28 protein-coding genes are annotated in these 26,202 nt (G+C 66.1%); 13 read left to right on the top strand and 15 right to left on the bottom strand.

Annotated features, from left to right (window positions below; translation table 11 throughout):
* Positions 1-59: 59 nt before the first annotated feature.
* The 5 genes from ASE72_RS13460 to ASE72_RS13440 all read right to left on the bottom strand — a co-directional run bounded on the left by ASE72_RS13460 (position 60) and on the right by ASE72_RS13440 (position 6,054).
* Positions 60-536, bottom strand: coding sequence for a glutathione peroxidase (locus ASE72_RS13460; RefSeq protein WP_056021930.1), 477 nt, complete (start codon positions 534-536; stop codon positions 60-62).
* Positions 533-1,129, bottom strand: a complete 597-nt coding sequence (locus tag ASE72_RS13455; protein WP_056021928.1) for a GNAT family N-acetyltransferase — start codon at positions 1,127-1,129, stop codon at positions 533-535. The genes ASE72_RS13460 and ASE72_RS13455 overlap by 4 nt, the downstream gene beginning before the upstream one ends.
* The gene (locus ASE72_RS13450; RefSeq protein WP_042467156.1) at positions 1,126-1,839 is read right to left on the bottom strand and encodes an ABC transporter ATP-binding protein; all 714 of its coding nucleotides are present in this window, start codon (positions 1,837-1,839) and stop codon (positions 1,126-1,128) included. The genes ASE72_RS13455 and ASE72_RS13450 overlap by 4 nt, the downstream gene beginning before the upstream one ends.
* Positions 1,832-3,082: a lipoprotein-releasing ABC transporter permease subunit gene (locus tag ASE72_RS13445; RefSeq protein WP_056021925.1), complete on the bottom strand. Its 1,251-nt coding sequence runs from the start codon at positions 3,080-3,082 to the stop codon at positions 1,832-1,834. Before ASE72_RS13445 ends, ASE72_RS13450 begins: the two co-directional genes overlap by 8 nt.
* A gap of 494 nt (positions 3,083-3,576) precedes the next feature.
* The gene (locus ASE72_RS13440) at positions 3,577-6,054 is read right to left on the bottom strand and encodes a TonB-dependent receptor (RefSeq protein ID WP_056021922.1); all 2,478 of its coding nucleotides are present in this window, start codon (positions 6,052-6,054) and stop codon (positions 3,577-3,579) included.
* 253 nt (positions 6,055-6,307) lie between these two features.
* Between ASE72_RS13440 and ASE72_RS13435 the strand changes: the two genes are divergently transcribed.
* Positions 6,308-6,784 carry an Hsp20 family protein gene (locus ASE72_RS13435; RefSeq protein WP_056021919.1) on the top strand — a complete coding sequence of 159 codons (477 nt, stop codon included), beginning with the start codon at positions 6,308-6,310 and terminating at the stop codon, positions 6,782-6,784.
* Between the two features lie 224 nt (positions 6,785-7,008).
* Here ASE72_RS13435 and ASE72_RS13430 read toward each other — a convergent pair whose 3' ends face one another.
* Positions 7,009-8,643, bottom strand: a complete 1,635-nt coding sequence (locus ASE72_RS13430) for a CTP synthase (RefSeq protein WP_056021917.1) — start codon at positions 8,641-8,643, stop codon at positions 7,009-7,011.
* Between the two features lie 85 nt (positions 8,644-8,728).
* Positions 8,729-9,121 carry a preprotein translocase subunit SecG gene (gene secG, locus ASE72_RS13425; protein WP_056021915.1) on the bottom strand — a complete coding sequence of 131 codons (393 nt, stop codon included), beginning with the start codon at positions 9,119-9,121 and terminating at the stop codon, positions 8,729-8,731.
* Positions 9,122-9,355: 234 nt separating this feature from the next.
* On the opposite strand from secG, the gene ASE72_RS13420 reads away from it, so the two are divergent.
* The 8 genes from ASE72_RS13420 (at position 9,356) to eda (ending at position 16,853) form a co-directional block, all read left to right on the top strand.
* The gene (locus ASE72_RS13420) at positions 9,356-9,667 is read left to right on the top strand and encodes a MarR family transcriptional regulator (RefSeq protein WP_056021912.1); all 312 of its coding nucleotides are present in this window, start codon (positions 9,356-9,358) and stop codon (positions 9,665-9,667) included.
* The gene (locus tag ASE72_RS13415) at positions 9,612-10,043 is read left to right on the top strand and encodes an SH3 domain-containing protein (RefSeq protein WP_235532348.1); all 432 of its coding nucleotides are present in this window, start codon (positions 9,612-9,614) and stop codon (positions 10,041-10,043) included. The genes ASE72_RS13420 and ASE72_RS13415 overlap by 56 nt, the downstream gene beginning before the upstream one ends.
* A complete protein-coding gene (argC, locus tag ASE72_RS13410) occupies positions 10,040-10,966 on the top strand; it encodes an N-acetyl-gamma-glutamyl-phosphate reductase (protein ID WP_056021909.1) in 927 nt (308 codons plus the stop codon). The genes ASE72_RS13415 and argC overlap by 4 nt, the downstream gene beginning before the upstream one ends.
* A gap of 21 nt (positions 10,967-10,987) precedes the next feature.
* Positions 10,988-12,451 (top strand): glucose-6-phosphate dehydrogenase, encoded by a 1,464-nt coding sequence (gene zwf / locus ASE72_RS13405; protein WP_056021906.1) that lies wholly within the window; start codon positions 10,988-10,990, stop codon positions 12,449-12,451.
* Between the two features lie 200 nt (positions 12,452-12,651).
* Complete coding sequence (gene pgl, locus ASE72_RS13400; RefSeq protein WP_056021903.1) at positions 12,652-13,356, top strand: 6-phosphogluconolactonase; 705 nt, start codon at positions 12,652-12,654, stop codon at positions 13,354-13,356.
* A 1-nt stretch (position 13,357) separates the two neighbouring features.
* On the top strand, positions 13,358-15,172 hold the full coding sequence (gene edd, locus ASE72_RS13395; protein WP_056021900.1) for a phosphogluconate dehydratase: 1,815 nt from the start codon (positions 13,358-13,360) through the stop codon (positions 15,170-15,172).
* Between the two features lie 101 nt (positions 15,173-15,273).
* The gene (gene glk / locus ASE72_RS13390; protein WP_056021896.1) at positions 15,274-16,242 is read left to right on the top strand and encodes a glucokinase; all 969 of its coding nucleotides are present in this window, start codon (positions 15,274-15,276) and stop codon (positions 16,240-16,242) included.
* Positions 16,239-16,853, top strand: a complete 615-nt coding sequence (gene eda, locus ASE72_RS13385; RefSeq protein WP_056021893.1) for a bifunctional 4-hydroxy-2-oxoglutarate aldolase/2-dehydro-3-deoxy-phosphogluconate aldolase — start codon at positions 16,239-16,241, stop codon at positions 16,851-16,853. The genes glk and eda overlap by 4 nt, the downstream gene beginning before the upstream one ends.
* A gap of 252 nt (positions 16,854-17,105) precedes the next feature.
* Here eda and mltG read toward each other — a convergent pair whose 3' ends face one another.
* The 6 genes from mltG to fabD form a co-directional block, all read right to left on the bottom strand.
* Complete coding sequence (gene mltG, locus ASE72_RS13380) at positions 17,106-18,074, bottom strand: endolytic transglycosylase MltG (RefSeq protein WP_056021890.1); 969 nt, start codon at positions 18,072-18,074, stop codon at positions 17,106-17,108.
* Between the two features lie 135 nt (positions 18,075-18,209).
* On the bottom strand, positions 18,210-19,472 hold the full coding sequence (gene fabF, locus ASE72_RS13375; RefSeq protein ID WP_056021888.1) for a beta-ketoacyl-ACP synthase II: 1,263 nt from the start codon (positions 19,470-19,472) through the stop codon (positions 18,210-18,212).
* 121 nt (positions 19,473-19,593) lie between these two features.
* The gene (locus ASE72_RS13370) at positions 19,594-19,830 is read right to left on the bottom strand and encodes an acyl carrier protein (RefSeq protein WP_031393971.1); all 237 of its coding nucleotides are present in this window, start codon (positions 19,828-19,830) and stop codon (positions 19,594-19,596) included.
* Between the two features lie 117 nt (positions 19,831-19,947).
* Positions 19,948-20,685 carry a 3-oxoacyl-[acyl-carrier-protein] reductase gene (fabG, locus tag ASE72_RS13365; RefSeq protein WP_056021885.1) on the bottom strand — a complete coding sequence of 246 codons (738 nt, stop codon included), beginning with the start codon at positions 20,683-20,685 and terminating at the stop codon, positions 19,948-19,950.
* A gap of 1 nt (position 20,686) precedes the next feature.
* A complete protein-coding gene (locus ASE72_RS13360; protein WP_056021882.1) occupies positions 20,687-21,115 on the bottom strand; it encodes a GxxExxY protein in 429 nt (142 codons plus the stop codon).
* Positions 21,116-21,148: 33 nt separating this feature from the next.
* Entirely contained in the window at positions 21,149-22,108 is a 960-nt protein-coding gene (fabD, locus tag ASE72_RS13355) for an ACP S-malonyltransferase (protein ID WP_056021879.1), read from the bottom strand.
* A 195-nt stretch (positions 22,109-22,303) separates the two neighbouring features.
* Between fabD and ASE72_RS13350 the strand changes: the two genes are divergently transcribed.
* The 4 genes from ASE72_RS13350 to rplI all read left to right on the top strand — a co-directional run bounded on the left by ASE72_RS13350 (position 22,304) and on the right by rplI (position 24,253).
* On the top strand, positions 22,304-22,660 hold the full coding sequence (locus ASE72_RS13350; RefSeq protein ID WP_056021876.1) for an RcnB family protein: 357 nt from the start codon (positions 22,304-22,306) through the stop codon (positions 22,658-22,660).
* 323 nt (positions 22,661-22,983) lie between these two features.
* Positions 22,984-23,418, top strand: a complete 435-nt coding sequence (rpsF, locus tag ASE72_RS13345; RefSeq protein ID WP_031393977.1) for a 30S ribosomal protein S6 — start codon at positions 22,984-22,986, stop codon at positions 23,416-23,418.
* Between the two features lie 2 nt (positions 23,419-23,420).
* Positions 23,421-23,645, top strand: coding sequence for a 30S ribosomal protein S18 (gene rpsR, locus ASE72_RS13340; protein ID WP_031393978.1), 225 nt, complete (start codon positions 23,421-23,423; stop codon positions 23,643-23,645).
* An 11-nt stretch (positions 23,646-23,656) separates the two neighbouring features.
* Positions 23,657-24,253, top strand: coding sequence for a 50S ribosomal protein L9 (rplI, locus tag ASE72_RS13335; RefSeq protein ID WP_056021874.1), 597 nt, complete (start codon positions 23,657-23,659; stop codon positions 24,251-24,253).
* 398 nt (positions 24,254-24,651) lie between these two features.
* Here the strand turns inward: rplI and ASE72_RS13330 are convergent, their stop codons facing one another.
* Both ASE72_RS13330 and ASE72_RS13325 read right to left on the bottom strand, forming a co-directional pair.
* Positions 24,652-25,419 carry an SIMPL domain-containing protein gene (locus ASE72_RS13330; RefSeq protein WP_056021870.1) on the bottom strand — a complete coding sequence of 256 codons (768 nt, stop codon included), beginning with the start codon at positions 25,417-25,419 and terminating at the stop codon, positions 24,652-24,654.
* 212 nt (positions 25,420-25,631) lie between these two features.
* A complete protein-coding gene (locus ASE72_RS13325) occupies positions 25,632-26,159 on the bottom strand; it encodes a hypothetical protein (RefSeq protein ID WP_056021867.1) in 528 nt (175 codons plus the stop codon).
* Between the last annotated feature and the right edge of the window lie 43 nt (positions 26,160-26,202).

Here is a 26,202-nt window from a genome sequence, read left to right as displayed (position 1 = left end):
GACCTTTCCAATTGGGCCCCGGCCTTCGCCGGGGTGGCGGTGCGAGGGGTGACGGCGCGTTAGAGCAGCTTCTCGATATCCGTCCGAATGTCCGCAGGCTTGGTCGTGGGTGCGTACCGATCGACCACATTGCCCTCCCGGTCGACGAGGAACTTGGTGAAGTTCCACTTGATCGCCTTCGACCCGAGCACGCCCGGCGCATCCGCCTTCAGCCTCTCGAACAACGGATCCGCCTCCCCACCGTTGACGTCCACCTTCGCGAACACCGGAAACGTCACGTCGTAGGTCAGCGAACAGAAATTCGCGATCTCCGCCGCGTCGCCCGGCTCCTGCCCGCCGAACTGGTTGCAGGGGAAGGCCAGCACCTCGAACCCACGGTCGGCATAGTCGCGGTGGAGCGCCTCGAGCCCCTCATATTGCGGGGTGAAGCCGCATTTCGAGGCGGTGTTGACGATCAGCAGCACCTTGCCGGCATAGGCCGCGAGCGACGCGGGGGTGCCGTTGGCGGCCTTCACGGTGAAGTCGGTGATGGTCATGCGCGGTCCTCGTGTCGGGCGAGCAGATAGGTCAGGTTCTGACGGACGCCCGGCCATTCGTGGCGCAGGATGCTGTACACGACGGTATCGCGCAAGCGGCCGTCGGCCATCACCTGGTGCCCGCGCAGCACCCCGTCGCGCTTGGCGCCGAGCCGCTCGATCGCGGCCTGTGAGCGCTTGTTGAGGCTGTCGGTGCGGATCTGGACGCATTCGCAGCCGAGCGTGTCGAACGCATGGGTCAGCAGCATCCGCTTGGCCTCGGTGTTGACGCCCGTGCGCTGGACCGCGGTGGCGTAGAAGGTGCCGCCGATCTCGAGCCGCCGGTTCGCCGCGCTCATCCGCATGAAGCGGGTGCTGCCGCGGACGATGCCGTCCACCACCACCGCGAAGACCCGCGCGCGGCCAAAATCCTGCTGCTCGAACGCCGCCGCGAGCCAGCGGTCGGGGGCCTTCATCAGCGCGACATTGGCGTAGAACAGGTCCCAGAGATTATCCGCAGACGCGGCGGCGACCAGCGCGTCCTTGTCCGCCGCGACCAGCGGGCGGAGCGTGACGTGACGCCCGACGAGCGTCGGTGTCGCGTCCCAGCTCAAGCCAGCCGGCCCTCGTGCAGCCGGAACACGCGGTCCATCCGCGCGGCGAGCCGCTCGTTGTGGGTCGCGACCAGCGCGGCGGTACCCTGCTCGCGGACCAGCCGGACGAATTCGGCAAAGACGATGTCCGCGGTATGTTCGTCGAGATTGCCGGTCGGCTCGTCAGCCAGCACGAGCGCGGGCTTGTTGGCGAGCGCGCGGGCGACCGCGACGCGCTGCTGCTCGCCGCCCGAGAGCTGGCTGGGGCGGTGCGTGAGGCGGTGGCCGAGCCCGAGCTGGGTCAGCAGTTCGGCCGCGCGCGCATCCGCCTGCGCGCGCGTCGCGCCATGGACGAGCTGCGGCAGGACGACATTCTCGGTCGCGTTGAAATCGGGGAGCAGATGATGGAACTGGTAGACGAAGCCGAGGCTGTCACGCCGCACGACCGTGCGCTCATGCGCGTTGAGCTTCGACGCCTCGGTGCCGGCGATCTTGATCGATCCCTGGAAGCCACCTTCCAGCAGCCCGACCGCCTGGAGCAGCGTCGACTTGCCCGAGCCCGAGGGGCCGAGCAGCGCGACGATCTCGCCCGGTGCGATTCCGAGGTCGATGCCGCGCAGCACGTCGATCGTCGCGCCGCCCTGCGTGAAGCTTTTGGTCAGACCGCTGGTCTGCAGGACATAGTCGTACGCCTGCGCGCTGCGCCGCTCGATCGGAAGGCCATTATTCATAACGCAGCACCTGCACGGGGTCGGTACTCGCCGCCTTCCAGGCCGGATAGAGCGTGGCGAGGAAGCTGAAGATCAGCGCCATCAGCGCGATCACGATGATCTCGACGGGATCGGTCTTGGACGGGAGTTCGGTCAGATAGCGGATCGAGGGATCCCAGAGATTCTGCCCCGTCACGAGCTGGACGAAGTTCACCACCCCCTGCCGATAGAACAGGAAGACGAAGCCGAGCCCGAGCCCGGCGAGCGTGCCGAGTGCGCCGATCGTCGTGCCGACGACGATGAAGATCCGCATCAGCCCGCCGCGCGTCGCGCCCATCGTCCGCAGGATCGCGATGTCGCGCGTCTTGGCGCGGACCAGCATGATCAGCGACGACAGGATGTTGAAGACCGCGACGAGGATGATGATCGACAGCACGGTGAACATCGCGACACGCTCGACCGCCAAAGCCTCGAACAGCTGCGCGTTCATCGTCCGCCAGTCCTGGATGACCGCGCGGCCGCCGATCTTCTCGGCGAGCGGCCTCAGGATCTCGCCGACCTTGTCCGCATCGACGGTCTTCAGCTCCACCATGCCCGCGGCGTCGCCCATCAGGAGGAGCGTTTGCGCATCCTCGATCGGCATGATGATGTACGCCTTGTCATAGTCGTAGACGCCGATCTCGAAGATTGCGCCGACCTTGTAGCTGACGATGCGCGGCACGGTGCCGAACGGCGTGGTCTGCCCCTGCGGGCTGAACAGCGAGATGTCCGAGCCGACCTGCGCGCCGAGCGACTCGGCGAGCCGCGAGCCGATCGCGATCCGGCCGGACCCTTGCGTGATCGACTGGAGCGACCCCATCAGCACCTTGTCCTGGATCGTCGGGTTGCGGCGGATGTCGTCGACGCGCATGCCGCGGACCAGCACCGCCTCCGCGCGGCCGTTATAGGTCGCGGCGAGCGGCTGTTCGATCAGCGGCACCGCGCTGGTGACGCCGGGGGTGGCGCGCGCCTGTGCGACGATCTCGCGCCAGTCGGGCATCCGGCCGCCGAGCGGCTGTACCACCGCATGACCGTTGAGGCCGACGATCTTGTCGAACAGCTCGGCGCGGAAGCCGTTCATCACGCTCATCACGATGACGAGCGCGGCGACGCCGAGCATGACGGCGACGAGGCTGATCGAGGCGACGAGGAAGATGAACGCCTCGCCCTTGCCCGGCAGCAGATAGCGCCGGGCGATCATCCGTTCATAGCGTGACAGGATCATGGGTGCGGGGGTTCGATCGTTAGAAAAGACAGTCCTGCGGCTCTAGGACGCGGCCCGGCGCTAGGCAACCACTCCGCCCACCCGCTATCCGCTCAGCCCCTGAGCGCGCATGGCTAGATTGGTCTGTTGCGGATTCGACACAGCACCGATCCAATCGTGTGGTGCCGCCCGCAAACAGGGTGACAAACCCCCTGTAAGTATTTAGCAAAAACCTCGCTGAGACACAGGCAACGGCCGTGGTTCGGGGAATGCTTCTACGCCGCACCCAAGGTGCTGAGCGGAAGCGAAAAAATGGGGGCTGACGAGCGATCGTCACGCAGGCGCCCGGATCGGCAACGGTCCGGGCGTTTGCTTGTCCGGGACAGTTCTGGACTTGGGCTGTACTTCATCATCGTAGATTAGTTGCCGGGCGGAAAGCGGGAGCTTCCGGATCTCACTTCCCGCCCGGCGCCCCCCTTAGAGGGGATTCCTTTGCATATCCTTGCTGAACCGCATCAGAACGACCGCGATACCGTGACGCCGTAAGTGCGCGGATCGCCCGGCTGGCCGACGATCAGCCCCGTACTGCCCGACTGCAGCGCAAGGAGTTCGTAATAGTCCTTGCCGAACGCGTTGCGGACCCAGGCGAATACGTTCAGCCGGTCCTCGCCACGGAAGCCGAGGCGGAAGTTGCTGAGCGCATAGCCCTTGATGTTGGTATAGGCAGAGGGCGACGGGTTGGAGGAGAAGGTCGAGCGATAGCTTCCGTCATAGCCGAGATAGACCTGACCATCGAGATCACCGATCCGGGCCGGCAGGTCGTATTCCGCCCCGTACGAAAACGCCCATTTCGAGATGCCGGGCAGCCGCTGACCCGAGATGTTACAGTTCGACGGGCTGACGGTGCCGGTGCCCGCAGGCGCCGCAGGGCTGGTCGCGGTCGGTGCCGACCCGCCGGAGAGCTCGGGCGGACACGGCGCGTCGACGAAGCGGACATATTTGGCGTCGGTATAGGCACCGTTGGCATAGACGTTGAACCGCGAGGTCGGGCGGAACGCCGAGTCGAATTCGAACCCGCGCGTCCGGACCTTGCCCGCATTCGCGAGATAGCCGCGAAGCACCCCCAGCTGCCCGTTGGTGACGGTCGCCTGGTAGTCGTTGATCTCGGTCCAGAAGCCCGCGAGGTTGAGCGTCACGCGACGATCGAGAAACTGCGTCTTCAGCCCCAGCTCATAGTGGTTGACGGTCTCCGGCTTGACCGTCGCCGAGGCGAGGATCGGGTTGTTCGCGCCGTCGAGCGGGAGCCCCGACAGGTTGATGCCACCCGATTTGTAGCTCCGCGCATAGGTCGCATAGGCGTGAATGTCCTGCGCGACGTCATAGGCGAGCGTCGCATCGCCCGACACATTCCAGTCGTCGAAATCGGGGGTGTAGACCTGTGGCGCGAGCGTGCCGCACTGGTCGCGGACGACCGAACTCGCCCCCTGCGCCGCGGTCGAGCAATTCAGCACCGCGCCCGCGCCGGTCGTCACGACCGATACGTAGGAGCCCGTCTTCTTGTCATAATTGACGCGGACGCCGGGTGCGAAGGACAGCTTGTCGGTGACGTGCCACGTCAGCTTGCCGAACCCCGCGGCCGACGTGTTCTCGAACCCGATCGTGTTCACCGAGGTAAGCCCGTTGAGCACCGCGGGGTTCGACGCGTTCGCGCTGGTCGGGTTGAGCAGATAGCGACTCGCGGCGGGGCCCTGGACCTGCAATCCCTGGGTATCGATCGTCTGGTGGAAGTAGAACAGCCCCGCGACGTAATCGACGGTGTTGCGACCGTTGGACGACAGGCGAAGCTCCTGGCTGACCTGTTCCTGCTGCGACGGGTTCGCCGACACGGTGGTGATCGGCAGGCCGATGAAGTCGCGGTCGTTCGACGGCTTCCAGTCCCAGAACCGCCACGCGGAGACAGACGTCAGCGACACCGCACCCAGATCCCATTCGGCGAGCAGCGAGGCGCCGCCCAGTTCCTGCCGGGCACGCAGCGGGGTATCGAGATCGGTGACGCGGTCGAACGCGTCGCGCGATGGCGGCGCATAGCCGAACGCGGCCGCAAGCGCGTCGTACTGACGCGCGGTCGGCCGCTGCGTCTTGCCGACACGCGCGAAGATCTGCGCGCAGCAATCGGGGTCCTGGTGGTTGTAGTCACCCGACAGCGTCAGATCGAGATTGCCCGTCGCATGCCAGTAGAGCTGCCCCCGCAGGCTCTGATTGTCCTGCGCGTTGACGTCCTTGCCCGTGCGGACGTTCTCGATCGTCCCGTTGCGGCGCGTGATCGACGACGAGAGCCGGATCGCAAGCCTGTCGTCGACCAGCGGCCCCGACACCGACGCCTTTGCCTGGACGAACTGCAGATTGCCAGCGGTCAGCTCGATCCGCGCCTCGGGGGTGAAGCTGGGCTTGCGCGTATAGATGTTGATCGCGCCCGCGGTGGTGTTCTTGCCGTACAACGTGCCTTGCGGGCCACGCAGAATCTCGATCCGCTCGGTATCGGTGAAGTCGAACGTCGCCGAGGCGATGCGGCTGTAATAGACCTGGTCGACATAGATGCCGACGCCCTGCTCGATCCCGTCGTTGGTCAGCCCGAACGGCGCGCCGAGACCGCGGATGTTGGCGGCCGAGTTACGCGGATTGGTCGAATAGAATTGCAGCGTCGGCTGGAGCTGCGTGATGCGGTTGACATTGTACGCGCCGGTGTCGGCAATCGCCTGCCCGCCGATAACCGAGATCGCGATGGGGACGCTCTGGATCGTCTCGGCGCGACGACGCGCGGTGACGACGATGTCCCCCCCGCCCTGCTGCGCGGTGCCGAGCCGTCCGGTCTCGCGGGTGGAGTCACGCGACTGCCCCGCCGCGTCGGTGGGTGTGGACTGGGCCGAATCGGGCGCAGGTTGGACGGGTACGGCCGCCTGCGCCGCGAGTAGAAACGCTAATGTTATCGACATTCCGTGATTTCCCCTGAGCCGTCCCCGTTAAAGTCTACTGATTTGGTGGACGTTCAACGCGATTCGGCTTGGCCCCGGGAAAGCGTGCCTATCGACGCGGATAATTTTCCCCTGGTCGCGGGGATTTCGCCCTCTTGACGGATCCGGACGCGATCCCAGATCTGCACCGTGCAGTGCCAGACGGGCTGCGCGCCCAGGTCGCGCACAGGCGGACATGGGCTTTTGTTGGATTGCTCAAGACGAGGATTTGACCATGCGACTCGACCTTACCCCCTATCGCCGCTCGACCGTGGGTTTCGACCGGCTGTTCGACATGATCGAGACGAACGCGCGCGCTGCATCGTCCGACAATTATCCCCCGTTCAATCTCGAACGCATCGCGCAGGACCGCTATCGGATCACGCTCGCGGTCGCTGGTTTCGCGCGCGACGAGATCGCGATCACCGCGCAGCAGAACCTGTTGCTGGTGTCGGGCAAGAAGGACGAGAAGGCGCCCGAAGGACAGTTGCTCCATGTCGGCATCGCCAACCGTTCGTTCGAGCGGCGCTTCGAGCTCGCCGACTTCGTTCTGGTGCACGACGCGCGGCTTGCAGACGGCCTGCTGGTGATCGATCTGGTCCGCGAAGTGCCCGAGGCGATGAAGCCCAAGAGCATCGCGATCAAGACCGGCGCGCCGCTGGCTGCGGTCGACGCGAGCGCGGATCCGGCGGCGATCGACCAAGCCGCCTGAACGACGTTGCTTAGGGCTGTTGGGCGTCCGGACTCTTGGGTCCGGGCGCCTTTATTGTGTCTGGGGTTCGGAGTGTAGAAAAGTTCGCGCGGAGGCGCGAAGGCGCGAAGATTTTGGGATCTTATGAGGGTGGCGCCTGGATTTGGGTCCCTCGGCGCCTTTGCGCCTTCTCGTGATCAATACTTCGCTTTCGTGGGCGCCCTTTGGGGGGCGCCCACTGCGGTTCAGACCAGGCGGCTCTGCTTCACGGCGGCTTCGATGAAGCTGGCGAACAGCGGATGCGGGTCGAAGGGCTTGCTCTTCAGTTCCGGGTGGAACTGGACGCCGACGAACCAGGGGTGGTCGGGCCGCTCGACGATTTCTGGGAGCGTACCGTCGGGCGACATGCCCGAGAAGACGAGGCCGCCGCGCTCGAGCGCTTCCTTGTACCCGGTGTTGACCTCGTAGCGATGACGGTGACGTTCGGAGATCTCGGTGCCGCCATAGATCGACGCGACGACGCTGTTGCCCGCGAGCTTGGCGTCATAGGCACCGAGTCGCATCGTACCACCGAGATCACCCTCCGCCGCGCGCGTCTCGAGCCCCTCGCGACCCATCCATTCGGTGATCATGCCGACCACGGGCTCGTCGGTCGGGCCGAATTCGGTCGACGAGGCGTTTGGCACGCCGCTCAGGTCGCGTGCGCCCTCGACGCACGCCATCTGCATCCCGAAGCAGATCCCGAAATACGGGATCTTGCGCTCACGCGCGAACTTGACCGAGGCGATCTTGCCCTCGGCACCACGCTCGCCGAATGCGCCGGGGACGAGGATCGCGTCGCACGGCTCGAGCTGGCCGGCGATGTCGCTCTCGGCATTCTCGAACAGCTCGGCGTCGATCCAGCGGACGTTGACCTTGACGCGGTTTGCGATTCCGCCGTGGACCAGTGCCTCGTTGAGCGACTTGTACGCGTCCTGCAGGCCAACATATTTGCCGACCACGCCGATCGTGACTTCCCCTTGCGGATTGGTCAGCCGGTCCATGATCTCGGTCCAGCGCGACAGATCGGGTGCCTCGGCAGGCTCGATCCCGAACGCGCGGAGCACTTCGATGTCGAGGCCCTCGCCGTGATACTGAAGCGGCACGCCGTAGATGCTCTTCGCGTCAAGCGCGGGGATGACCGCGCTGGCGGGCACATTGCAGAACAAAGCGATCTTGGCGCGCTCGGACGGCGGCAGCGGGTGCTCGCAGCGGCACACGAGCACGTCGGGCTGGACGCCGAGCGCTGCGAGTTCGCGGACCGAATGCTGCGTCGGCTTGGTCTTCAGCTCGCCCGCGGCGGCGATATAGGGGACCAGCGTCACGTGGATGCTGATCGCCTTGCCGCGCCCTTCCTCGTTCTTCAGCTGGCGAATCGCCTCGATGAAGGGGAGCGATTCGATGTCGCCGACGGTGCCGCCGATCTCGCAGAGCACGAAGTCGACATCGTCGGTCTCGGCGCGCGCGAACGCCTTGATCGCGTCGGTGACGTGCGGGATGACCTGCACCGTCGCGCCGAGATAGTCGCCGCGGCGTTCGCGGGCGATGATCTGCTGATAGATGCGGCCGGAGGTGACGTTGTCCGACTGGCGCGAGGGCACGCCCGTGAAGCGTTCATAGTGACCGAGGTCGAGATCGGTCTCGGCCCCGTCGTCGGTCACATAGACCTCGCCGTGCTGATAGGGCGACATCGTGCCGGGATCGACGTTCAGATACGGATCGAACTTCCGGATCCTGACGCTGTAGCCGCGTGCCTGGAGGAGGGCGGCAAGCGATGCCGCCATGAGACCTTTACCGAGCGACGATACCACGCCCCCGGTGATGAAAATGTACCGAGCCATGGGAAGAGTCTCGTAGCGTGTGTTGGGGACGAACGACAAGAGCCCCGCGGATCACGCAGGGGCCTTTTGTCGGCGAATGGAGTGTTTAGTTGGCTAGCGGGACGGCGCCGTTGTCGGCCGGGGCCGGCGCAGCGACGCCCGCATTCTCGGCACCACCGGCGAACGGCGCGGCGTCGCCCTTGGGCTGCGCGGTCGGGACCGCGGTGGCCGCTGCGGCTGGCGTGCGTGCCAGCGAGGTATCGATCTCGCTGGTGCGGTGATTCGCGGCAAGCACCGCGAGCAGGATCGAGAAGAGCACGAACATCGTCGCGAGGACACCGGTCGCACGCGTCAGGAAATCCGCCGCGCCTCGTGCCGACATCAGCCCCGCCGGGCTGCCGCCCATGCCCAGACCGCCGCCTTCCGAGCGCTGCATGAGGATCACGGTGACAAGGGCCGCCGCGATGATCGCGTGGATGACAAGCAGAAAGGCGAACATTGCGCGGAAAACCCCGGAACTTTTGCGAAGGCGCGCACATAGGCGAGTCAGCGGCAACGATCAACCGCAACCCGGGCTCCGCATATCGCACCATGGGCCCGAAACCACGGAAACAAGCCGCGAGGGCGGGCGTTGTGACACCGTAATGACGCTCTTGGATGAGCATCGTGCTTAATATTCAGATGGCGGATCAACGCTGTGGCATCAATGGCAGTCAATACCCTATCAACCTGGATGACGGCTTTGGTTGATTATGTCCGGTCGGGTGAACCTGATCTGACCAATCGCCAGATGGCGCTCCTCCTGCTCGTCTACCTCAAACCCGGCCCGCATACCGTGCGCGGTCTGGCGCGTGCACTGAACGTATCGAAGCCCGTCGTAACGCGCGCCTTGAACAGGTTGGGTGCCCTCGGCTATCTGCGCCGGCAACGCGACGATAGCGACAAGCGCAACATCTTTGTCGCACGGACCAGCGAAGGGGCAGTGTTTCTTGAAGAATTCGGGCAATTCATCGGCGATAACGACGCCCAGCCCCACGCAGCATAAGCCTGACACCGTCTCGCCGCGCCGGGACGCCGTTGATTCGCCCCGGCAGAGCTTTGCGCTGACGGGGCGGTCGGTCGAGCTCGACCCGCGGACGCACGCGGTACGGCGCGACATTGCCGACATCCGCCTCGCCGAGCTCGTTTTCGCGCCGCATTACGCCGTTCCCATGCCGCGTACCGTCGCCCGCCCGGTGACGTTGCGCAGCGCGCGCGACGGCGACAGTGCACCAATGGCAACGCTCAATAGCGGCGACACGATCGAAGTGCTCGAGATCGCGGGCAAGTCCGCCTGGGGCGTTGCGCGGCCAAGCGGGCTGGTCGGTTATGTCGATCTCGATGCGATCGATCAGGCAGCGCCGGCGGCGGTGGCGGCATGAGCGCGACGGTCTTCATCGATGGGGCGGTCGGTACCACCGGGCTCGAAATCCGCGACCGGTTGGCGGGTCGCATCGATCTGGCGATCGCATTGCTGCCCGAAGAGCGCCGCAAGGATCCCGAGGCCCGTCGTCAGGCGCTGAACGACGCCGATTTCGTCATTCTCTGCCTGCCCGACGATGCCGCGCGCGAAGCGGTGGCGTTGATCGACAACCCGCGCACGCGCGTGATCGATGCGTCGAGCGCGCATCGCGTCGCGCCGGGCTGGACCTATGGCTTTCCGGAACTTCCGGGACAGGCGGAGCGGATCGCGAACGCCGCGCGCGTCGCCAATCCAGGCTGCTACCCGACCGGTTTCCTCGCGCTGGTCGCGCCGCTGGTTGCCACCGGGCTGATCCCCGCGGACCTGCCGTTGAGCATCAATGCCGCATCGGGCTATTCGGGTGGCGGCAAGTCGATGATCGCCGAGTTCGAGGCTGGCGGCGCGACTACCGCGTTCCGCGCCTATGCACTCGGTCTCGCGCACAAGCACATCGCCGAGATGACGCAGCACGCCGGGCTGACGCATGCCCCGATCTTTGCACCCGCGGTCGCCAACGCGTATCGCGGCATGGTGGTCGAGGTGCCGCTGCACCTGCATGCCCTGCCCGGCCGCCCCTCGCTCGCGGCCATCGAGGACGTACTGCGCGCCGCGTTCGAGGGATCGACGCTCGTCAACATCGCCGCCGGTGACGCTGGCGCGGTCGAGATCGAGGAGAATGCCGGCACCGATCGGCTTACGCTGAGGGTGTGCGGGAACGACGCGGTCGGCCATGCGCGGCTGATCGCGACGCTCGACAATCTGGGCAAGGGTGCCGGCGGCGCCGCAGTCCAGAACCTCAACATCATGGCCGGGGTCGACCCGGTCGCCGGCCTGGTCTTCTGACCGGGCAGTTCAGGAGCTTCCATGCATCGTAATCCCGTAGCCAAGCTGCTCCTGTTCGGCGCCACCGGCGATCTCGCGCAGCGCATGCTGCTGCCGTCGCTTTATGGCCTTCACGCCGACGGGCTGTTGCCCGAGGAGCTGACGATCACCGGTGCCGCGCGCCACGAATATGACGATACGCAGTACCGCGCGTTCGCCGAAAAGGCGCTCGGCGAGTTCCTGTCCGACGACCGCAAGGACGAGACCGCGATCGCGTCGTTCCTCGAGCGCATCCATTACCAGCCGACCGACCTGTCCGATCCCGCCGCGTTCCAGCCGCTCGCGGACAAGATCGGCGACATTTCCGGCGGTCTTGCGATCTATCTCTCAACCGCACCCTCGCTGTTCGAATCGGCGATCGAAGGCCTGCACAAGGTCGGGCTTGCGGGCGAGACGGTGCGCGTCGGTCTCGAAAAGCCGCTCGGCTACGACCTCGACACCAGCCGCGAGATCAACGACGCGGTCGCCCGGGCCTTCCCCGAGGAGCGGACCTACCGGATCGATCATTATCTCGGCAAGGAAACCGTCCAGAACATCCTCGCGCTGCGCTTCGGCAATTCGTTCTTCGAGCCCGTCTGGAATGCGCAGGGGATCGACAACGTCCAGATCACGATCTCGGAGACCGTGGGCCTCGAGGAACGTGCCGGCTATTATGAAAGCGCGGGCGCGCTGCGCGACATGGTCCAGAACCATATCCTCCAGCTGCTGGCGCTGATCGCGATGGAGCCGCCCGCGCGGTTCGAGGGTACCGACGTCCGCGACGAGAAGTCGAAGGTGTTCCGCTCGCTCCGCCTCATCAAGCCCGAGGAGGTGCCGCACGTGACGGTCACCGGCCAATATGGCGAAGGCGCGGTGAACGGGAAGTTCGTGAAAAGCTATGCCGACGAGCTCGGCGAAGCGTCGACCACCGAGACGTTCGTCGCAATCAAGGCGCATGTCGACAATTGGCGGTGGCGCGGCGTTCCCTTCTATCTGCGCACCGGCAAGCGCATGGCCGCCCGCCGCAGCGAGATCGCGATCCAGTTCAAGTCGGTACCGCATTCGATGTTCGCGGGGCGCGGCGGTCTGCTGCAGCCGAACATGCTGATCATCCGCCTCCAGCCCGAGGAATATGTCCAGCTGCTGGTGATGGCCAAGGAACCGGGTCTCGACCGCGAGGGCGTCCGCCTTCGCGAGGTGCCGCTGAACCTTAGCCTCGATGCGGAATTTGCGGGTACCCGCCGGCGGATCGCCTATGAACGCCTGCTGCTCGACCTGATCGAGGGCGACCAGACGCTGTTCGTGCGCCGCGACGAGGTCGAGGCGCAATGGACGTGGATCGATGCGATCCGCGAGGGCTGGAAAGCCAATGGAATGAAGCCCAAAAGCTATCCGTCGGGCAGCTGGGGCCCGTCCGCCGCGATCGCGCTGACCGAGCGCGACGGCGTGACCTGGCAGGACGACTGAGTTTTCTTCGAACGTGACGAACGCACCCCTAAAGTCCGTTCGTCCCGAGTAGTCATCGAGCTTGTCGAGATGGCGTATCGAGGGATTGGCCCGCTTGTGGCATTGTACCTCGATACGGGCTTTCGGCTTCGCTCGATCCCTACCCGGCACGAACGGTACCGTCGGGGCACGAACAATAATTACTGAGTGAGTTTGAGCATATGACCGAGATCGAATGGTGGGATTACGAGGATTCCGAAGAACTCGCCAACGCCGTTGCCGGCGATATCCAGTTCGTCATCGAGAGTGCGCTCGACGCGCGCGGCTCGGCGGTGATCGCGCTGGCGGGCGGCAAGACGCCGATGGCGGCGTATGAGAAGCTCGCCCAGGCCAAGCTCGACTGGAAGAAGGTCACGATCATCCCCGGCGACGAGCGGATCGTGAAGCTGGGCGATCCGCTGTCGAACGTCACCGCGCTCGCCAAGATCTTCCTGCCCAAGGGCGCACGCGTAAAGCCGATCGTCCCCGATGCGATCTCCGACTATAAGGCCGCTGCCCGCTCGGCGGATGCGCTGATGCAGGACCTGCACTGGCCGCTCGACTTCTGCCTGCTCGGCATGGGTACCGACGGCCATACCGCGTCGATCTTCCCCGGCCCCGATTTCGACGAGGCGCTGAGCGGTCCCAAGGAACGCCGCGCGGTGGGCGTGATGCCCGAGCCGCTGCCCCCCGAGGCGCCTGTGGCGCGCGTCACCCTGTCCGCGGCGGCGATCGCTTCGTCCAAGGCGCTGATGATCATGATCACCGGCGAGGAGAAGAAGACGCTGCTCGAACAGGCGATCGAGCAGGGTCCGTCGTCCAAATATCCGATCGGGCGCGTGCTGGCCGAGGTCGAGCTGCCCGTCGACATCCACTGGGCCGCCTGAGATGCTGAACGCCGTCGTCTCCGCGGTCACCGACCGGATCATCGAACGGTCGCGCGACAGCCGCGCCGCCTATCTCGCGCTGATCGACCGCGAGGGCGAGGCGCAGGTGCGCCGGCCGTCGCTGGGCTGCGCGAATCTCGCGCACGCCTATGCGGGGACCGAGGAGGACCGCGATGCGATGAAGGCCGATGCCGGCATGAACATCGGCATCGTGACGGCGTATAACGACATGCTGTCGGCGCATGCGGTCTATTACCGCTATCCCGAACTGATGAAGGTCTGGGCGCGCGAGGCCGGCGCCACCGCGCAGGTCGCGGGCGGCGTGCCGGCGATGTGCGACGGCGTGACGCAGGGCTATCCGGGGATGGAGCTGTCGCTGTTCAGCCGCGACACGATCGCGCTGAGCACGGCGATCGCGCTGAGCCACGGCACGTTCGAGGGCGCGGCGTTGCTCGGCATCTGCGACAAGATCGTGCCGGGACTGCTGATGGGCGCGCTGCGCTTCGGGCATCTGCCGATGGTGCTGATCCCGGGCGGGCCGATGCCGACCGGGCTGCCCAACAAGGCCAAGGCCGCGGTGCGCGAGAAGTTCGCCGAAGGGCTGGTCGGCCGCGAGGAACTGCTCGAGGCGGAGATCGGCGCCTATCATTCGAAGGGTACCTGCACCTTCTACGGCACCGCCAACACCAACCAGATGATGATGGAGGTCATGGGCCTCCACATGCCGGGCGCGGCGTTCGTCAATCCGGGCACCAAGCTGCGCCAGGAACTGACGCGCGCGGCGGTGCATAGGCTCGCCAAGATCGGCGCGCGCGGCGACGACTACCGGCCGCTCGGCCGCTGTGTCGACGAGCGCGCGATCGTCAATGCGGCGGTCGGCCTGCTCGCGACGGGCGGGTCGACCAACCACCTGCTCCACGTCCCCGCGATCGCGCGTGCGGCGGGGATCGTGATCGACTGGGAGGATTTCGATCGCCTGTCGGCGGCGGTGCCGCTGATCGCGCGCGTCTATCCCAATGGCTCGGCGGACGTGAACGCGTTCGAGGCGGCGGGCGGCATGCCCTATGTGATCCGCGAACTGCTGAGCGAAGGCCTGCTCCACGGCGACATCATGACGATCGGCGGGCAGGACCTGTCGGCCTATGCGAAGACCGCGGTCGTCGCGGACGGCGCGCTCGAATGGCGCGACACGCCCGACAGCGGTGACGAGACGATCCTGCGCCCCGCCACCGCGCCGTTCTCGGCGGATGGCGGCATGCGGATCCTCGCGGGCAATATCGGCCGCGCGTGCATCAAGGTGTCCGCGGTCGAGCGCGATCGCTGGATCGTCGAGGCGCCCGCGATGGTGTTCGACGACCAGCTCGACGTGATCGAGGCGTTCAAGCGCGGCGAGCTGGAAAAGGACGTCGTCGTCGTCGTCCGCTTCCAGGGGCCGCGCGCGAACGGCATGCCCGAGCTGCACAAGCTGACGCCGCCGCTCGGCGTGCTGCAGAATCGCGGATTCAAGGTGGCGCTGGTCACCGATGGGCGCATGTCGGGCGCGAGCGGCAAGGTGCCGTGCGCGATCCATTGCTCGCCCGAGGCGCTGCTCGACGGCGCGATCGGGCTGATCCGCGACGGCGACATGATCCGAGTCGATGCGGTGAACGGCACGCTCGAGGCGCTGGTCGACGCGGACGTGTGGGCGACGCGCGAGATGGTGACGTTGCCCCCCGCGGTCAGCGGCATGGGCCGCGAGCTGTTCGGCATGTTCCGCGGGCTGGCCGACGAGGCCGAGAAGGGCGCGTCGGCGATGCTGGCGGGCGCGGGACTTTAATAGATCCGTTCGTCCCGAGGAGGGATCGAGCGAAGTCGAGAGCCCGTATCGACAGGCGCGACGGCTACTCGGGTTGAACGGCAGGATTCAGGAGTGATGACATGGAAATCGTAGCGGCAGATATCGGCGGAACGCATGCGCGCTTCGCGATCGCCGAGGTCGAGAATGGCCGCGTCGTGACGCTCGGCGAGCCGGTGACGATGAAGACCGCCGACCACGCGTCGCTGCAGACCGCCTATCAGGCGTTCGAGGCGGGGCTGGGACGGCCCCTGCCCCGCGCGCTGGGCATCGCGGTCGCGTCGCCGGTCGCCAACGACGTGATCCGGCTGACCAACAATCCGTGGATCATCCGCAAGTCGCTGATCACCGAGCGGCTGAACGCGGACCAGTGGGTGGTGGTCAACGATTTCGGCGCGGTCGGCCATGCGGTCGCGCAGGTGCCCGACAGCGACTTCATCCACCTCTGCGGTCCCGATACCCCGCTCCCCGCCGAGGGAATCACCACGGTCTGTGGTCCGGGCACGGGGCTCGGCGTCGCGCAGGTGCTGCGTCACAAGAACCGCTATCAGGTGCTCGAAACCGAGGGCGGCCACATGGACTTCGCGCCGCTCGACGGGATCGAGGATGCGTTGCTCAAGCGGTTGCGCAAGACCTTCACCCGCGTGTCGGCCGAGCGCGTCGTCGCCGGGCCGGGGATCGTCGCGATCTACGAGACGCTCGCGGAGATGGAGGGCCGCTCGGTCCCCAGCCGCGACGACCGGACGATCTGGACCGAGGCGATCGACGGCACCGATTCGATCGCGCTCGCGGCGCTCGACCGTTTCTGCCTCGCACTTGGCGCGGTCGCGGGCGATCTCGCGCTCGCGCAGGGCGCCAAGGCGGTCGTGATCGCGGGCGGGCTCGGCTTCCGGATCAAGGATCGCCTGATCCGCTCGGGCTTCGACCAGCGCTTCGTCGCCAAGGGCCGGTTCCAGACGATGATGGCGGCGATGCCCGTCAAGCTCATCACCCATCCCCAGCCCGGCCTGTTCGGCGCCGCGGCCGCCTTCGCGCAGGAGCACACCCAATGACCACGACCCCCACGATCGTCGACATCATGCAGACCAGCGCCGTCATTCCGGTGCTGGTGATCGAGGATGCCGCGCTGGCGCGTCCGCTCGCCGAGGCGCTGGTCGCGGGCGGGCTTCGCGTGCTCGAGGTGACGCTGCGCACCGGCGCCGCGCTCGAGGCGATCGCTGAGATGAAGAAGGTGGAGGGCGCGATCGTCGGCGCGGGCACCGTCGTCAACACGCGCCAGTTCGGCGAAGTGATGGACGCGGGCGCCGAGTTCATTGTCTCGCCGGGACTCACCGAACGGCTCGCGACGCCGATCATCGAAAGCGGCGTGCCGTTCCTGCCGGGCATCGCCAATGCCGCCGACATCATGACCGGGCTCGACCTCGGCCTCACGCATTTCAAGTTCTTCCCGGCGGAGGCGAGCGGTGGGCTGAAGGCGCTGAAGGCGTTGGCCGCACCCTTTTATCAGGCGCGCTTCTGCCCGACCGGTGGGATCACCGAAGCCAGCGCACCCGAGTGGCTCGCATTCAAGCCGGTGCTGTGCGTCGGTGGGAGCTGGGTCACCGGCGGCACGATGGCGGAGATCGAGATGAAGGCGCGCGCGGCCAACGCGTTGCGGGGGTAAGGATCGGACGTGCGGCACTGGTGCCCACGTCCCCCCCTTCCCGTTCGTGCCGAGTAGAGACCGAGTAGCCCCGATGGGGCGTATCGAGGGCTCGTATCGAAGCACCGCTTATCCGAAGAGGGGGTATCGACGGAGGGGGCCCGTGCGCCAATTGTCCCTCGATACGCCGCTTCGACTTCGCTCAGCAGCTACTCGGGACGAACGGGGTGGCTGAGCGACCCGTCGCCATGCTGTCAGGCGCCGAGGGGGCGATTACATCTCGCCGCGGGCCTTGCGGATGGCGTACCATTTGCGGACGTTGGCGTTGTGCTGGTCGAGCGTGTCGGCAAACACATGGCCGCCGGTGCCGTCCGCGACGAAATACAGTGCGTTGGTCTGTGCCGGGTCCAGCACCGCATCGATCGACGCGCGGCCGGGATTGGCGATCGGCCCCGCCGGCAGCCCCGCACTCGCATAGGTGTTATACCCGTTCTTCGCGCGCAGCTCGGACCGCAGGATACGCCGGCCCAGCGGGCGCCCCCTGGTGATCGGGTAGATCACGGTCGGGTCCGCCTGAAGCGGCATGCCGTTCCGCAGGCGATTGCCGTACACCGCCGCGACCATCCGGCGCTCCGACGGCTTGCCCGTTTCCTTCTCGACGATCGACGCGAGGATGATCGCCTCGGCCGGGGTCGATACCGCGATGCCCGGCTTGCGCGCGGCCCAAGCCTTGGCGAGGTACCGCGTCATCGCGCTCTGCATACCCGCCACGACCGACGCGCGCGTGTCGCCGCGCTGGAAGGCGTAGCTGTCGGGAAGCACCGATCCCTCGGCCGGGACCGCTACCGTCCCGGTGAGCCCATCGGCCTTCATCAGCGCATCATGGACGAGCACCGACGGATAGCCCTCGGGCACCACCACCAGCCGCTGGAGCGTCTTGCCGCCCTGCAGCAGCTTGAGGATGTCCGACTGGCTCAGATGTGGCGGGATGCGGTATTCGCCCGCCTTGATCGGATCGCCCGAGCCGAAGATGCGGGTGTAGAGTCGGAAGCGGCTGGCGGAGCGGATCGCGCCGGCCTTTTCGAGCTCGGTCGCGGCGGCGGCGAGGCTCGACCCTTGCGCCACCTGGACGGTGAGCGTGCGCGCGGCCGGGCCGGCGCCGCCCCAACCCTGGACGACGAGGAACAGCGCGACGATCGCCACGAGGGCGAGGATCACTCCGAAACAGCCGACCTTGCGCATTAAAGTTCCCCGGCGAAGGCCGGGGCCCAGTTGGGCAGGCCCTCCGATAAAAGCACCATTCACCCAACTGGACCCCGACCTTGGGCCCCATCGAAGTATTACTTCGATGGGTGACCCTTCGCCGGGGCGCAGCGGTTACTTGACCAGCGTCATCACCAGCGAGGCATTGGTCCCGCCAAAGCCGAACGAGTTGTTCAGCACCGCACGGACTTCGCGCTTCTTGGCGACGTGCGGGACGAGGTCGACCCCCACGCAGCTGTCGCTCGGATTGTCGAGGTTCAGCGTCGGCGGGACGATCTGGTCGCGCAGCGCGAGGATGCAGAAGATGCTCTCGACCGCGCCGGCGCCGCCGAGCAGATGGCCGATCGCAGACTTGGTCGACGACATCGACAGGCCCGAGATCGCATCGCCGAATAGACGACGCACCGCGCCGAGTTCGAGCTCGTCGCCGAGCGGCGTCGAGGTGCCGTGCGCGTTGATGTAGTCGATGTCCTCGAGCTTGAGGCCCGACTTCTTGATCGCCATCTGCATCGAGCGGAACGCGCCGTCGCCGTCTGGATGCGGCGCGGTCACGTGATACGCGTCGCCCGAAAGGCCATAGCCGATCACTTCGGCATAGATCTTCGCGCCGCGCGCCTTGGCATGCTCATATTCCTCGAGCACCACAACGCCCGCGCCCTCGCCCATCACGAAGCCGTCGCGGTCCTTGTCATAGGGACGCGACGCCTTTTCGGGCGAATCGTTGAAGTTGGTCGACAGCGCGCGAGCCTGCGCGAACCCGGCGATGCCGAGCGGGCAGACCGTGCCTTCCGCGCCGCCCGCGAGCATCACATCGGCATCGTCCATCGCGATCATCCGCGCGGCATCGCCGATCGCATGCGCACCGGTCGAGCAGGCGGTGACAACCGCGTGGTTCGGCCCGCGCAACCCGTATTTGATCGAGACCTGACCCGAGATCAGGTTGATCAGCCGGCCGTGGACGAAGTGCGGAGAGACGCGGCGCGGCCCCTTGGTGTGAAGAACGATCGATTCGCTCTCGATCCCCGGCAGACCGCCGATGCCCGAACCGATCGACACGCCCGCGCGCCAGCTTTCCTCGACCGTCATCTCGGTCAGGCCGGCGTCTTCGAGCGCCTGGCCCGCGGCGTCGATGCCGTAGATGATGAACGGATCGACCTGCCGCTGGACCTTGTGGTCCACGCGCTTGCCCGGATCGAAGCCATATTCGTGATCGGCCGGCTTCACCTCGCAGGCGATCCGACAGACCTGATCGGACGCGTCGAAGCGCGTGATCGGGCCAGCCCCCGACTTGCCGGCGAGAATGTTCGCCCAAGCCGTTTCAACATCGGCCCCCAGGGGGGTGACCAGGCCTAGCCCGGTTACGACGACACGCCGCATGACCTCAAACTCCGTAAGCTTTCAAAACGAAACGGCTCCCCGCCCTCTTAGCCCAAGGACGGGGAGCCGCTCAGATCAAACCCATCAGGGCAGGTCCGAAGGCTCGGACCTCAGGCCCTGATCAGGCCTTGTGCTCGTCGATATAGGTGATCGCGTCCTTGACGGTGGCGATCTTCTCGGCCGCATCGTCAGGGATCTCGACGCCGAATTCTTCCTCGAACGCCATGACCAGCTCGACGATGTCGAGGCTGTCGGCACCCAGATCGTCGATGAAGCTCGCATCTTCGGTCACCTTGTCGGCTTCGACGCCGAGATGCTCGACGACGATCTTCTTCACGCGGTCTGCGGTCTCGCTCATGTTCGTTCCCTCTATCTTTGGGGGTTTTTGACAGTTCCTGAACGCCCGTAGAACGGGGTCCGTTTCGTGGCAAGCGTCAGTTCATCGGGTTAGGCGCTCACTCCACGCGATTGCGCGTCAGATCATCGCCATTCCGCCGTTCACGTGCACGGTCTGCCCCGTGACGTACCCGGCCTCGCGACTGGCGAGATAGACGACCGCCGCGCCGATATCCGCGCCCTCGCCCAGCCGGCCGGCCGGAATCTTCGTCGTCAGCGCGGTCTTCTGTGCCTCGGGCAGCGCGTCGGTCATCGGCGAGGTGATGAAACCCGGCGCGACGCAGTTGACGGTGATACCGCGGCTGGCAAGTTCCTGCGCCATCGATTTCGACATGCCGATCAGCCCCGCCTTCGACGCGGCATAGTTCGCCTGGCCGGGATTGCCGGTGACACCGACGATCGACGTGACCGAGATCATCCGGCCGAAACGTGCCTTCATCATCGGCTTGGCGGCGGCGCGCATGAGGCGGAACGCGGCTTCGAGGTTGACGCGGATGACGCTGTCCCACTCCTCGTCCTTCATCCGCATCGCGAGATTGTCGCGCGTGACGCCGGCATTGTTGACGAGGATATCGATCTTCCCGAGCTTTTCCACCGCCTGCGGCACGAGCGCGTCGACCGCGGCGCCATCGGACAGGTTGCACGGCAGCGCCACGTGATCACCACCGAGGCTGGCGCGAAACGCCTCCAGCTTGTCGGCATTGGACCCGGATACCGCCAGCCGCGCGCCTTGGGCTGCGAGCGCCTTGGCGATCTCGGATCCGATCCCGCCCGATGCGCCGGTAACGAGGGCTGTCATGCCTGTGAGGTCGAACATTCTAATCTCCAGTAGATTGGTTCACGCGGAGACGCGGAGCCGCGGAGGGGCGATGGTCGTTGACGATCCGTCGCACGCCTTCCTTGAGCGTCGCGCCACCGAAATTGATCAGCAACCCCACGGGCTGCCTGGTGAGGCGTAGATAGGTGAGCAATTGCTTGCCGTGGACGGCGGTCAGTTGCTCGACCGATTTGATTTCCACGAGAAGGCGCCCGTCGACAAGGAGGTCGATGCGAAAGGCCGCGTCGAAGCGCATCCCTTCAAATTCGATGTCTACCGGTCGCTGCCGCGCCACATGGTAACCCAGACTGGCAAGCTTGCCCGCAAGGACCAGCTCGTAGACGCTTTCGAGCAGACCCGGTCCCAAGTCGCGATGGATGCGGAGTGAGAGATCGAGCACATCACCGCTGATCTGATCGATCTCTGTCAAATCTTCTCTCCGCGGCTCCGCGTCTCCGCGTGATCACATCTTCTTCACCAATTCCTCGATGTCGTCCATCGTGATGACGCTGACCGTCTCGACGTCGGGGGCGATGCGCTTGACCATGGGCCCGAGCACCTTGCCGCCGAATTCGACGACCTGCCCAACACCCGCCGCGTGCATCGCCAGCACCGATTCGCGCCAGCGAACCATGCCCGTCACCTGCCGCACCAGCAGATGCCGGATCGCGCCTGGCTCTGCGACCGCGACCGCGTCGACGTTGGCGAACACCGGTACCAGCGGCGCGCGCAGGTCGGCCTCGAGCAAGGCCGCCTCCATCGCGTCGGCCGCAGGCTGCATCAGCGGGCAGTGGAACGGCGCGGAGACGGGGAGCAAGACCGCGCGCTTGGCGCCTAGATCCTTGGCGAGCGCAATCGCCTTCTCGATCGCGCGGCGGTGGCCGGAGATGACCACCTGCGACGGATCATTGTCGTTGGCGACCGTGCACACCAGCTCGGGCCCGCCCTCGGCGAGGATCGAATCGACCGCGGCGCCCGCGATCAGCTGCGCCTTCTCCAGATCCGCGCCGAGCAATGCGGCCATCGCCCCCTCGCCGACCGGTACCGCCGCCTGCATTGCCCGGCCGCGCAGCTTGAGCAGCCGCGCGGTGGTCGACAGGTCGAGCGCGCCCGCGGCGCACAAGGCGGTATATTCGCCGAGGCTGTGCCCCGCGACATAATCGGCCTTGTCGGCAAGCCGCAGACCGCCTTCCTTCTCGGCGACGCGCAACGTGGCGATCGCGTTCGCCATGATCGCCGGCTGTGCGTTCTCGGTGAGGAGCAGGTCGTCCGCCGGCCCCTCGCTCATCAGCCGGAACAGGTGCTGGCCGAGCGCCTCGTCGACTTCGGCGAAGACGTCACGGGCGATGCTGCTGGCGTCGGCGAGCGCCTTGCCCATGCCGACCGACTGGCTCCCCTGGCCGGGGAAGATGAACGCGCGCATGACCTCTCCTCTTTGAAGCGGGCGGACTAGAAAGGTGCGGCCCGAGTTGCAACCGCACGAACCTGAACGAAGGCGCCGGGGTTGCGACAAACTGCGACCATTTCGCCGTCCCTGCGACAAGCGCCTGCGACAACCGGCCCCCAGATTATGGAGGACGCCGCAGCAACGGCGCCGTGTTTCAACGGGAGATTACCCATGAAGAAGTTCATCCTCAGCGCACTCGCCGCCACCCTCGTCGCGAGCCCGCTGCTCGCCGCCGCCCCGGCCGAAGCGCAGCAGCGCCGCGAAGTGACCACCGTGCGCCAGAACAACAATGGCCGCACCGTCGTCACCAAGAAGACGGTCGTCCGCCCGAACCAGTATCGCAACTGGCGCGCCGGCCAGCGCTTCGATCGTCGCCAGGCGCAGAACTACCGCGTGATCACGACGTACCGCAACTATCGCCTCGCCGCACCGCCGCGTGGCAGCCAGTGGGTCCGCTCGGGCAATGACGCGGTGCTGATCAACGGCCGTGGCAACGTGGTCCAGGTGCGTGGCGGCGCGTTCCGGTAAGACCGTGTCGTCCTGAGACCCGCGCCGTCCTCGATAGACCCCGTCATCCTGACGAACGTCAGGATCCAGAGTCAGCCAGGACGGCGCTCCGTTACTCTGGATCCTGACGTTCGTCAGGATGACGGAGGAGGGGGTGGACGACGGAGGGGTAGAAGGGCCACCAGCACCTTCGACACCTTGCCTTTCCCCGCCAATCGGGTAAGGGCCATCGCAACCGGGGTGAGAGATTCGCGTCTCTCGCCCCTGTTTGCATTCTAGACGACAGCCGGAGGGGTGCACGCATGGGGCGTGTATCAGCGATCGGCCAAGACGAAGGACAAGACATGGCTCTTTACGAGCACGTGTTCCTTGCGCGCCAGGATCTGGCACAGGCGCAGGTGGACGCTCTGGCGGAAATCGCCACCAAGATCGTGAACGACAACGAAGGTCGGGTCGTAAAGACCGAGAACTGGGGCCTGCGTTCGCTGGCGTACAAGATCGCCAAGAACCGCAAGGCGCACTACGTCATGCTCGAGATCGATGCCCCGGGCAACGTGATCGCAGAGCTGGAGCGCCAGACGCAGATCAACGAAGACATCATCCGTTACATGACGGTCAAGGTCGACACGCTCGAAGAGGGCCCGACCGTGATGATGCGCAAGTCGGACCGCGACCGTGAGCGTCGTGGCGACCGCGAAGGTGGCCGTGAGGGCCGTCCTGACCGCGGCGATCGTCCGGACCGTGGTCCCCGTCGTGACCGCGAAGAGGGAGCTGAATAATCATGGCACGTCCATTCTTCCGCCGCCGCAAGAGCTGCCCGTTCTCTGCCAAAGACGCTCCCCGGATCGACTATAAGGACGTCCGGTTGCTGCAGGGCTTCGTGTCCGAGCGTGGCAAGATCGTCCCGTCGCGTATCACTTCGGTGGCCGCAAAGAAGCAGCGCGAACTGGCCCAGGCCATCAAGCGTGCGCGTCATCTGGGCCTGCTGCCCTACATCGTTAAGTAAGGAGCGCCCCCATGGACGTCATTCTGCTTGAGCGCGTCGAAAAGCTCGGCGCCATCGGCGACGTGGTGAAGGTAAAGGACGGCTATGCCCGTAACTTCCTTCTCCCGAACAAGAAGGCGCTTCGTTCGAACGAAGCCAACCGCAAGGTTTTCGAAGCGAACCGTGCGCGGATCGAGTCGGACAACGCATCGCGCCGTGCCGATGCCGAGACCGAAGCGAAGACCTTCAACGACACGACCGTGACCCTGATCCGTCAGGCGTCGAACACCGGTCAGCTCTACGGTTCGGTCGCGGTTCGCGATCTGGTCGACGCGCTGGTGGCCGACGGTCACAAGGTCGGCAAGTCGGCGATCGTGCTCGACAAGCCGATCAAGGCAATCGGCCTGTATACCGTCAAGGTATCGCTGCACCCCGAGGTGTCGGTGGCCGTCAAGGTCAACGTCGCCCGCTCGCCTGAAGAGGCCGAAATGCAGGCTTCGGGCGTCGACGTGATGTCGTCGATGTTCGAGCGTGACGAGGCTGGCTTCGTCGAGGATTACGATCCGAACGCAGAGCCCGGCGCCACCGCCGAAGCCCCGCGCGACCAAGAGGAAGAGGCGCAGGGCTAACCCCCTCGCCTTCTCCAGGCCAATACGAAAAGGCCCGCCCGGAGCGATCCGGGCGGGCCTTTTTGCTGTGTACGGCGGGGGAAACCTCAACCGGTCCTATGCCACGTATTCAGGGGCAGGTGACGCAGGCCCCGATCATCGCGGCCAGCGGGATCAGGGCGAAGACGATGGGGAATAGCTGTTTCATGGCCTGAACTCTTGGGAGACGGAATGAAACCGGAATGCGCAGCCGCGGGAAAGGTTGCGACAGGATTAACGCCGGAGGATCACGTCTAGCACGCCGTTCGGATACCCCTTTGACCGCGCGGGTTTTTTCCAGCCAGCCGGCGTAAAGTTTTTCAAACCCGTCAGGCCCGCCGCATCATGACTGTCGAGGTCAGGCGCCGCCGACACCGTGCTTATGGCACGATCGCATAGCTGACGAAGACCTGCGCCCGCGTCTCGATTGGCTTTGGCTTGAGGTCGATCGGGATCGCCGCGGTCATGCTCGGCGCGGGCGGTGCGGGGGGCGCACCCGGCGCGACGCGCGCTTGCGCGCCAAACTCGAAATTCGCCTGGTCGCGGACGCTGACGATCGGTCCGAGCCGTACCCCGGCACCGCTCGCCACGGCTTCGGCCCGCTGGCGCGCGGCTGCGATCGCGGCGGCACTGGCGCGACCCTGCGCCTCTTCCGGGTTCGCCAGGGCAAAACCCTGCAGCCGCGCATCGCTCGCACCCAGGCGCGAGGCAAGGCCGGCGGCGGTTCCCGCCTTGGCGACGTTCCGCGTCCGGACGGCGTTCTGCATCGTCGCGATATAACCGGTCACCGCGCAGTCGCCCGTGTTGAGCCGCGGCTGGCTGCCATAGCCGCGCCCGTCCGCACACGTCCCGCTACGCGCCTCGATGACGGTGATGTTGCTCGTGGTGAGTTCGCTCCCGGCGCCGAGCAATCCCAGGACGCCGCCCGTCACCGCCTTTTGCTTCGCCGCCAGCGCGGTGGTCGCCGCATCCGGCGTCGCGCCCTCGCCGCGCAGATAGACGTCGAGCAGTGCCAGATCGGGCGCGGTCTCGACGCTCGCCGTCCCGGTCACCTGGATGATCCGCTCGGACGACTCCTGCGCCAGCGCGGCCTCTGCAGGCACGATCTGCGGAAGCAGCAGCGCGACCAGGGCAAAGCGGTACATCATCGTCCATCTCCCGCCGCCCCTGTCCCCGGGTACCGGCGGCCGGACTATAGCAAGGCCGCAAAGCGGCGCCAGCCACGCCGCAAGGCGGTGCCTGCACCATAGGGCCAGCCTCGGTCACCCGAATGCCGACCGGGGGCCGCATCAGGATTGGTGGCAGACACACCCCTCCCCGCCCGCAGAAACGGGGAGGGGTGTGCCCGTTTATGCGAGCCTCAATATCCGGCACCCGCATATGACGTGATCACCATCGCCAGGGCATCCGGATCGCCGGTGGATGCGATGCGCGTCGTTTTCGCCTCTTTGCGAAGCAGCGCAACCTGCCGGTCATAATCGGCATAGTTGGCCGCGAAGAGAAGGTTCGCGACAAAACGCTGACCGGACCGGAACCCGTCCGGCATCACGGGCAACGTCCCCAGCCGGTTGATGGAGAGCATCGCGGCCCTGTCCAATCGCCGGTCACCCGATTTCCTGGTGACGGTCAGCGCCGTCGGTCGATTTGCACCATCGGCCCGGAAGCTGACGGACACGATCCCGCTTTTTGGCACCTCGTTGATGAATTGCGGGAAGACCATCACCCGCTCGAGTTTGCGGCTCACCGCGGTCACCCACCGGGCGGGCGTCTGCTTCAGAGCCTGGACCTGGATGTCCTGCTCCTGCGAGTTGGCGTATGACGACGATGTCGCGAACAACAGCCCAAGCGCGGATATGAATGCTTTGAGAAGTGTCATCACGATCTCCATTTCAGGACGATCGGCCGATGAGCGCGCGCATACCCTCTGCGGT

The organism is Sphingomonas sp. Leaf20 (genome assembly GCF_001421535.1).
Classification (GTDB): domain Bacteria; phylum Pseudomonadota; class Alphaproteobacteria; order Sphingomonadales; family Sphingomonadaceae; genus Sphingomonas.
The sequence above is the reverse complement of the archived record's forward strand: the minus strand, read 5'-3'. Positions and strand labels throughout refer to the sequence as shown.